Annotated in this window: 5 protein-coding genes and 4 pseudogenes; 2 read left to right on the top strand and 7 right to left on the bottom strand. The window is 67.9% G+C overall.

Annotation, left to right across the window (positions count from 1 at the left end; translation table 11 throughout):
- Positions 1-335 (top strand): annotated as a pseudogene (locus tag AC07BF_RS37250) (transposase); the annotation flags it as partial.
- Between the two features lie 7 nt (positions 336-342).
- Here the strand turns inward: AC07BF_RS37250 and AC07BF_RS37245 are convergent.
- From AC07BF_RS37245 to AC07BF_RS37225, 5 genes and pseudogenes are all read right to left on the bottom strand, one after another.
- Positions 343-861: pseudogene (locus AC07BF_RS37245) on the bottom strand (IS30 family transposase); the annotation flags it as partial.
- Between the two features lie 72 nt (positions 862-933).
- On the bottom strand, positions 934-2,736 hold the full coding sequence (ltrA, locus tag AC07BF_RS37240) for a group II intron reverse transcriptase/maturase (protein ID WP_478334560.1): 1,803 nt from the start codon (positions 2,734-2,736) through the stop codon (positions 934-936).
- Positions 2,737-3,416: 680 nt separating this feature from the next.
- Positions 3,417-4,247 (bottom strand): annotated as a pseudogene (locus AC07BF_RS37235) (transposase); the annotation flags it as partial.
- A gap of 14 nt (positions 4,248-4,261) precedes the next feature.
- A complete protein-coding gene (locus tag AC07BF_RS37230) occupies positions 4,262-4,927 on the bottom strand; it encodes an IS3 family transposase (RefSeq protein WP_478334559.1) in 666 nt (221 codons plus the stop codon).
- 5 nt (positions 4,928-4,932) lie between these two features.
- The gene (locus AC07BF_RS37225) at positions 4,933-5,322 is read right to left on the bottom strand and encodes a transposase (RefSeq protein ID WP_478334558.1); all 390 of its coding nucleotides are present in this window, start codon (positions 5,320-5,322) and stop codon (positions 4,933-4,935) included.
- Between the two features lie 59 nt (positions 5,323-5,381).
- Here AC07BF_RS37225 and AC07BF_RS37220 point away from each other — a divergent pair, with 59 nt between their 5' ends.
- A complete protein-coding gene (locus tag AC07BF_RS37220) occupies positions 5,382-7,022 on the top strand; it encodes an IS4 family transposase (RefSeq protein WP_478334557.1) in 1,641 nt (546 codons plus the stop codon).
- Positions 7,023-7,034: 12 nt separating this feature from the next.
- Here AC07BF_RS37220 and AC07BF_RS37215 read toward each other — a convergent pair.
- Positions 7,035-7,124 (bottom strand): annotated as a pseudogene (locus AC07BF_RS37215) (HAD domain-containing protein); the annotation flags it as partial.
- A 50-nt stretch (positions 7,125-7,174) separates the two neighbouring features.
- Positions 7,175-7,828, bottom strand: a complete 654-nt coding sequence (locus AC07BF_RS37210) for a hypothetical protein (protein ID WP_363589679.1) — start codon at positions 7,826-7,828, stop codon at positions 7,175-7,177.
- Positions 7,829-8,000: the final 172 nt, after the last annotated feature.

Genomic DNA, 8,000 nt, shown 5'->3' with positions numbered 1-8,000 from the left:
TGCGCGAGCACGGCATCATCGGCCGCCACCTTCGCCGCCGGAAGCGGACCACCCTCCCCGATCCGGTGGCGCCGCCGGTGCCGGACCTGGTGCAGTGGGACTTCACCGCCTCCCGGCTCGACCAGCGCTGGTGCGGCGACATCACCTACATCCAGGTCGGCGGCCGGTGGCTGTTCCTGGCCTGCGTGATCGACATCTGCTCACGCCGGGTCCTGGGCTGGTCGATGGCCCCGCACGTGCGGGCCGAACTGGTCGTCAACGCCCTTGAGATGGCAGTGGCGGCCCGGGGCGGCGAGGTAGCCGGGGTGGTGTTTCACTCCGATCGCGGGTCGCAAACCGGGTTCAAGGGGTCGTTGCAACACCGCTGGTTTGGGGCGAGAGTAGCTGATCGTCGAGTGCCTCTGCGGGAGTTCTCCAGCCGAGTGTCTTCCGCGGCCGGGTGTTGAGTGCCCCAGCGATGGCTGCGAGGTCGCGAGCGGTCCAGCGGGCAAGGTCTGTGCCCTTCGGGAAGTATTGCCGCAGCAGCCCGTTCGTGTTCTCGTTCGTGCCGCGCTGCCAGGGGCTGTGCGGGTCGGCGAAGTAGACGGCGATGCCGGTGTCGGCCTTCAGCTGGGCGTGCTGGGCGAGCTCCTTCCCCCGGTCCCAAGTCAGTGATCGTCGCAACTGCTTTGGGATGTTTGCCATTTGGACTGTGAGGGCCTTACGCATCGCCTCGGCGCCGTATCCGGCCAGCGCGGGGCCGTTCTTCACCCGTGGCTCGACGCCGTAGCCTTCCATTCGCGGCAGGTGGACCAGGATCGTGAACCTGCTCGTGCGCTCCACGAGCGTGCCGATGGCGGACCGGTTCGCCCCGATGATCAGTCGGGTAGGTACGGCGCATTACTGCGCCGCACCCCCTCAGAACCGTGCAAGCAGCTGTTCACCGCACACGGCTCAAGCAAGCCCCATGGGCTCGCGGGCAGGCGAAGGTGCTGGACTCGTCAGCTCGGCGGCTCCGCTCCGCCGTTGACATTGGGTGTGGAGAAGACGGATTCGTTGATCGCCCGGCGTGCTTCCGCCCAGGAACGCGACGTACTGCTTGGAGATCGCCTTCTTGATGACGGCCCGCCATACCTCCCATTCCTGGGGGCTTCGCGGCGGGTGGTCGGCGTGCAGCAGGAGCCCTCCGCAGACCGGGCAACGACCGCGCTGAGCCTGAAGCAGGCGCACGGTCATGCCGTCGACCGGCGGAGGGGGTCCCTTGCGACGCCGCTCGGCCCAGTACGACTCCAGGGCCGGGTCGTCCGGGGACGCCCTGCCCTTGACCAACTGGTGCCGGACGATCTTCGTCCAGGAGAACTTGAGCAGGTAGGCGCCGCTGTCGCGGTCGCCGAACACCCACTGGTCCTTCCTGGCCTTGTTGAACCTGCCGAAGTACTTGCTGGAGACCCAGTGCTTCGGCTTGTTCGGGTGGCTGTGCTTGGCCCACTTGTAGGCGAGCTTCCACATGTAGTTGTCCAGCGCCGTGAAGACCTCGCTGGATACCACCATCCGGTAGTAGGCCGACCAGCCCCGCACGATGGGGTTGATCTTCTTGAGCACGGCCGCAGCGTTGGCCCCTCGCAGGGCCAGCATCTCGGCGTGCAGCCGTTCCCGGATCCGTCGTTGGGCCGCTGTGCTCGGCTTGATCAGCAGTTTGCCGTGATACCGGCGGACGTTGAACCCCAGGAAGTCGAACCCGGCCTCCGCGTGGACGATGCGTGTCTTGTCCTCGTGGAAGGCGAGCCCTCTGGGCGTCAGCCATGCGGCCAGCCGTTCCTTGACCTGTTCGGCCTGCTCACGACTGGTGCATATCGCGACAAAGTCGTCTGCGTATCGCACCAGCACGGGACTTCCGCGCTGGGCACTTCCGGCGTCTCGGCCGGCGGTGTAGTAGCGGACCCCTGCGGCTTCCTCCATCCCGTGCAGGGCCACATTGAAGAGCAACGGGCTGATCACCCCGCCCTGCGGAGTTCCCTCCTCGGTCGGGGCGAACCGACCTCGATCCACGGCCCCAGCCTTGAGCCACTGCCGGACCAGTCCCCGGGCGGGGAAGGTGCCGAGCGCGGCCAGCAGCCGGTCGTGGTCAATACGGTCGAACGCCGCCGTCAGGTCCGCGTCGAGCACCCACACACGCTGCGGGTTCTTCCCGTTCAGCGTGGAGTAGATGGCGCCGATCGCGTCGTGACAGCCGCGGCCGGGCCGGAAGCCGTACGACTTCGGCTCGAACCGCGCTTCCCACTCGGGCTCCAGTGCGCCCAGTGCCACTGCTTGAAGGCACCGGTCGACGATCACGGGAATCCCGAGGCCGCGCTTCTTCGCGGTCCCCGGTTTGGGGATGAACACCCGCTTGACGGGCTGGGGAGTCCAGGGTCGGGCCTGGTGCTGGACCCAGTTGGCCAGCGCGGCCTTGGACTGGGGAAGCAGCACAACCTTCCCGTCGACTCCCGCCGTCGCGCGTCCTGCGTTGATCTCCGTGACCCGCCGCACGCTCAGGAGCGTGTTCGAACGGGAGCGGAGCATCAGCTTCTGCAAGTTGCGGACCTTCTTGAGGTCCCCTGCCTGCGATGCCGTGAAGATTCTCTGCCGCAGACGCCGTACGTCCTCCTCGGCCCGGCGCCAGTCGATCGACGCCCAGTCCAGATTTTCGCCCTCGGGTCCGTTCACCGTCGCGGCGGCGACCAGGGCGGCCGGGACCGCTCCGCCCGCATCCGTCATGGTGTCCAACTTGCCCCTCGGTTCCGTCGTCGTTGTCCAGTGAGTCCGCACAGGCTCACCCGGCCCACGTCAGCACCCTTTCGGGTCCAGGCAGCAGCCTGTATCCGGACGGTTATGCGAGGCGATCGGCGGAGAAGCCGATCATGCTGCCCCGGGTTCCCGTTTCCTTTCGGCTTCCGGCATTGGCTTCTTGGGCCATCCTGTTCCCGCTGGGGAGTTGAGCCTTCCTCACGGTCGGCCGACCGGGCCACGACGGCCCGGACCCCAACGGGGTTTCCACGTTCCACACGAGTGAGATACGACCGGGGTGGGTGCTCTCTTTACCCCGAGGCGGCGGTGTCCACCTGGCCGGAGTGACCTCTACCGGCCAGCGCCTGCCGCTTCTCAGCGGCCAGCCATGCACCCCGCTGGTACTTTCCATCGGCGGGGCTTGGGATCACGAGGCATCAACGAGAGTTCACTTGCGTTCACCCGTCCGGTCTTCCCCTTGCCGGTAACTCCCGGATGGAACGGGAGTCCATGGGCTTTCCCCTGAGCTTCGCACCACGCCGTTACCGTCGTCGCACGTCAAGGGCGGGGACGGGTCATACGGACACGGACCCGTGACTGCACCTACGGCCTCATCAGCCGCCCCTCCAATCGGTCAGTCCACTCAAACTCGTGCAACTTCGTGTCGCACGATCGCCTTCCCAGTGGCCCGCGACGGCCCGGGTCTCGACCTCGGCGGGACGCTCGCTGATCATCACGTCGGGCGTGACGTGACCGGCCGCCTTCCTGCGGGCGCGGGAGCGAGGAACCCGCAGGGCACGCCCTGTCCGCAGGCACGTGACCAGCTCACGGTCGAGCGCGCCGCGGCCCTGGACGTAGAGGGCCTGGTAGATCGCCTCGTGCGAGATCCGCATGGATTCGTCATCGGGGTGGTCGATCGGCAGCCGTTTGGCTATCTGTTCCGGACTCCACGCCGTCGTCCAACGCCGGTCCTGACGGCGGGGCTTGTTCCGTCCCTTCCACCGCTCGGTCGTGGGACCAGACACCGTCTTGCCGTCCGGCGCCTGGATCACGCCGGCCAGCCGGTCCTGGACATACTCATGCAGCCGCTCGTCGGTCGCGAGCTTGGCCGTCTTCGGCCGGCGAGCGGCCAGCTCGGCCTTCCACTGCGCGATCGAGGCCCGGTAGTCGAGTTGCCCGCACCGAGTGGCCGCGTTGCGTCGCAGCTCACGGGAGATCGTCGACGGAGACCGCCCCAGCCTGCGGGCGATCTCCCTCACGCCGGCGTCCTGGGCCCTCAACAGGGAGATCTCCTCACGCTCGGCGAACGACAGATACCGGCCTGACAATGGGCTGAGCTGGATTGAAGGCATCCCGCCACGATCGCGGAACCACCGCGAACCGACGGGCCCGGACGCCCCGCATGCCAGCGCGGCATCCTCGCTCGTGAGCCCCTCGGCGATCTTCAACCAGAACGCGCGTTCCACGTCCCGACGCACCGGTGGCCGACCCGGCGAACGCATCGCCGGACGCCCCGTCACCTTCGTTGTCCACCCCACAGGCCGCCCCACCCGACACCTCCACGATCGAGGTGTTGCGACGACCGGTTGAACCCACCTTGGCAGCCGTGGTCGCTGTGATGGACCAGCTGGCCGGGTTCGACGGGGCGGCCGTGCAGGGCGTACTCCAGGGCGGTGAGGACGAGGTCGGCGTCGGCCCGCTCGGAGGTGTGCCAGCCCACGATCCGGCGGGAAAAGGCGTCGCGGATCGTGGCCAGCCACCACGGTCCCTCGCCGGTGGGGATCAGCGAGATGTCCGCGACCCACAGCCGGTTCGGGGCGTTCGCGGTGAAGTCCCGCTGGACCAGGTCCGGGGCGAGGTCGGCGGCAGGGTCGCGGCGGGTGAAGCCGCGGGGTCGGCGCGGGCTGACGCCCTGCAGCCCGGCCTGGCGCATCAGGCGCTCGACCCGTTTGCGGCCGACGCGGGTGCCCTCGCGTTGCAGGACGGCGTGCACACGCGGGGAGCCGTAGGTCTCGCCGGACTCCGCGTGGATGCGGCGGATGTGTTCGGTCAGCTCGGCGTCGTGGCGCTTGCGCTCGCACGGCTCGACGAGGTCACGGCGCCAGCGGTAGTAGGTGGAGGCGGGGATGTGCAGTTCCCGGAGGACGGGCTCGGCCCCGAAGCGGTCCTGGTGCTCGTCGATGAGCTTCAGTACCGTCGCCGGGTCGGGTCGAGCTCCTGGGCGAAAAAAGCCGAGGCGGCCTTGAGAATCTCGCAGGACCGGCGCAGCTCGGCGTTCTCCTTACGCAGCCGGGCGAGTTCCTCCTTCTCGGCGGTGGTCAGCCGGTCGTCGCGCTCGCCCCGGTCGGCCTCGTCCTGGCGGATCCAGTTGCGCAGGGCTTCGTGGTGAACCCCGAGGTCCCGGGCCATCTGCCGGATCACCGGCTTCGGGTCGGCGGCCCGGTACGCGGCAACAGCTCGCTGCCGCAACTCGGGCGGGTACTTCCAATGCCGCGTAGTTAAGGACTGGTTGGGCTGGTCAAGGCCACGTCCGGGTGGTTTCCCAACTCGCCGAAGGCAGTGGCGGAGATCATGAATGCGGGACCCCGGGTAGAGCCAGGAAGCCGACCAAGGTCTTCCTGCTCGAAGGGGTCCCGTTGCCTGATGATTGTGCCACTGTCGTGCTTGCTCGTACCGTCACCGTCGCGAAGGGCCTGTACGCGCCGGGACATCTGGGGGAGTTGACCCGGCAGATTCCCTTCGAACTCGTCGACGACGTCTTGGCGCGGACGGGCACCACGCAGGCCAGGCTGCGGATACTGCCCTCGCGGGTCGGCGTGTACTTCGTTCTAGCCCTGGCTCTCTTCCCGAGCCTGGGCTACCTGCGGGTATGGGACAAACTCACCGCCGGCCTAAGGCAGTTGAACCTCCTTTGCCCTTCGGAGAAGGCCCTGCGTGACCTGCGTCGGCGACTGGGGCCGGCCCCATTGGAGCTCTTGTTCGACAGCCTCGCCGGGCCGGTCGCCCAGCCGACGACGCCTGGCGTGCGCTACCGGAGCTGGCGGACCGTGGCCTTCGACGGCTGCAGTTCTGCCAAGGCCCCGGACCGGCCGCGCGTCTGCGACTGGCTCGGCAAGATCAAGCACCGCTACGGACAGGAGGGCTACCCCATGCTGAAACTCGTGGCCCTGTGCGAGACCGGGACGCGCGCCCTGCTTGGTGCGGTCTTCGGCCCGGTAGCCCCAGGAGAGACCGTCTACGCCGAGCAACTGCTGCCGCTGCTCGACGACAGCATGCTGCTGCTGAACGACCGAGGCTTCGACTCCGATGAGTTCCTGGCCCGCTGCGCGGCCACCGGAGCCCAGCTGCTGGTCCGCCTCGACAACCGCCGCACTCCCGCCAAGTGGGCCCATCTGTCGGATGGTTCCTACCTGACGCGGATCCGCGGGGTACGCCTGCGCGTCATCGACGCCCAGGTCACCGCGACAGTCCACGGGGGCGTCCGCATCACCGGCCACTACCGCCTGGCCACAACGCTGCTCGACCACCACCGCTACCCCGCAGCGGAGCTCGTCACCCTCTACCGTGAGCGATGGGAGATCGAATCGGCGTTCTACGCCCTGCGGCATTCTTTGGCCAGCGGGCTCGTCCTGCGCTCGCACGACCCCCTCGGGGTACAGCAGGAGGTCTGGGCCCAACTGGTTGTCTACCAGGCTCTTCGCCGGGCCATGGCCGAAGCCGCAGAGTCCGAGCCCGGCACCGACCCCGATCGGGCCGCGTTCACCGCCGCCCTCGAAGCCGCCAGAGACCAGGTCGTCGCCGCCGATGGCATCCTGCCCGACCTCACCCGCCCCCTTCAAACCGGCCGGATCGGCCGAGCGGTCCTGGATAACCGGCTGTCCGGGCGTCGGCCGTGCATCGCACCGCGCCGCGTCAAGTGCCCGGTCTCCCGCTACGCGAACCCGCCCGACCAGAGCCGTCTCCGAGCCACCGCCCGCATGACCGGGATCACGGTCACCGTCCACCAGAGCGCCGAACTCGCCCCCGAGGGACGACGGGATCGCACGCTCCAACTCATGCGCGCCGACCCCGGCCGAGCCCGGCACGCCACCGAGATCGCCAAGGAACTCGGCCTTCCCCACCATCGAAGCCTGACCGGTGAGCTCATCCGCTGGGAAAGGGAGGGAATCCTGCGCAAAGTCGCCCCCGTGACCTACATCCTGGCTCCCGAATGGGCCGTTCCCGACCGGCTGGACAACCACCCGGACGTGGTCTTGACCAGCCCAACCAGTCCTTAACTACGCGGCATTGGGATACTCCTGAGGCGCTGCCCCGAACGGAATGAGCGGACCGTCGACATCGAGGAAGAGCAGTGGAGGCTGTGCGGCAAAACCGGTCACGGCTGCACGATAGCGGCTCCTTCGAGAGCAGGAGGAGGGGCCGCGGCCTTTCATGAGTCCCACTGGTCGCAGTACTCGATATGGATCTCGCGCGCGTCGCCGAGAATGCCGTCGTTGGAGTGGAGCTCTGTGCAGAAGTACGGGTAGCTGGGATGGACGGGGACGTGGCTGGGACCGTTTCGGGCGACGTTGAGGAAGTGCCGGGCGGTTTCCCTGAACACCTTCGCGCTGCCGGTCATGAACAGGGTCTCGGCGTGGAGATGCTGGTGGAACAGGTCCCGGTTCTCCCGGTAATGCCGTGCCTCGTGGTCAATCACGGCGTCGCCTGGATGTCCCGGATCGGGCAGCGTCACGGTCTGCGGACGACCCGGGCCGAGTCGCCCGCGCACCTCCTTCCATCGTGAAGGCGCGAACTGGAGCGAGTGATGCAGCAGTACGAGATCAAGCTGACGCATGCCGTCTTCCGGCAGTTCGCGGGAGGGGGCTTGGTTGCCTCGCATCGGCAGGTGGACCAGTGAGCGCGGTGAAGAGGCAGCGAGCGTCCATAGACCGCCGATTCGCCGCGCGGCGTCTTGATCGAGGTAGGCGTCCAGGCGTCGATCGTGGTCGGTGAGCACGGCGTGGATCAATGGCTGGGCTGGTCGGATGACTTTGAACTCCACGGATCCGAGCCGTGCTTGGTGGATGGTGACGGGTAGCTTCATCGGTTCTCCGAGACACGGCGGCTGACGTCGGCGGCCCAGTCGCCGGCGGATGCCTTCTGCCACTGGACGGCGACTTGGGGGCTTCACCCTGGTTGGTAGACACGGGTTTGTGTGGTTATGCGGCGAGCGCCAGGGTAGCTGACTGCTGCTGCTCGTAGGTGACGGGGCTGAC

The sequence above is a fragment of the Kitasatospora sp. NPDC043950 genome, assembly GCF_056435345.1.
The sequence above is the reverse complement of the archived record's forward strand: the minus strand, read 5'-3'. Positions and strand labels throughout refer to the sequence as shown.

Bases quoted from the DNA above. Each gene is read 5' to 3' on its own strand.
- ltrA (WP_478334560.1), bottom strand. From the start codon at position 2,736: ATGACGGATGCGGGCGGAGCGGTCCCGGCCGCCCTGGTCGCCGCCGCG.
- AC07BF_RS37210 (WP_363589679.1), bottom strand. From the start codon at position 7,828: ATGAAGCTACCCGTCACCATCCACCAAGCACGGCTCGGATCCGTGGAG.